This is a genomic window from Acidovorax facilis (assembly GCF_023913775.1).
Classification (GTDB): Bacteria; Pseudomonadota; Gammaproteobacteria; order Burkholderiales; family Burkholderiaceae_C; genus Acidovorax; species Acidovorax facilis.
In genome coordinates, this window is sequence record NZ_JAMXAX010000356.1 from 1 (window position 1) to 255 (window position 255).

A 255-nucleotide genomic window follows, 5' to 3' on the forward strand; every position below is an offset into this window, starting at 1 on the left:
TGTCCCGCCAGTTGCCCCGGTAGAAGTGCAGGGCCAGTTCATGGATCCTCCGAAACCGGTCCGCAAAAGCGTTCGAGCCGTTGTGCTTCTCCCACACGATGTCCTGCGACAAATGCCACCCCTCAAAATCCGCTGCGCGCTCCATGAACATGCGCGTCGAACCAAAGCACCACATCTGGTTCGCCACTTCGCCCGCCAACGCAGGCCATCCGTCAACCCACCGGTCCCATTGGAAGCTGGTCTCCGCATAGGGGG

1 pseudogene is annotated in these 255 nt (G+C 61.2%); it reads right to left on the bottom strand.

Annotation, left to right across the window (positions count from 1 at the left end):
• Positions 1 to 187: pseudogene (locus NFX52_RS31505) on the bottom strand (site-specific DNA-methyltransferase); the annotation flags it as partial.
• Positions 188 to 255: the final 68 nt, after the last annotated feature.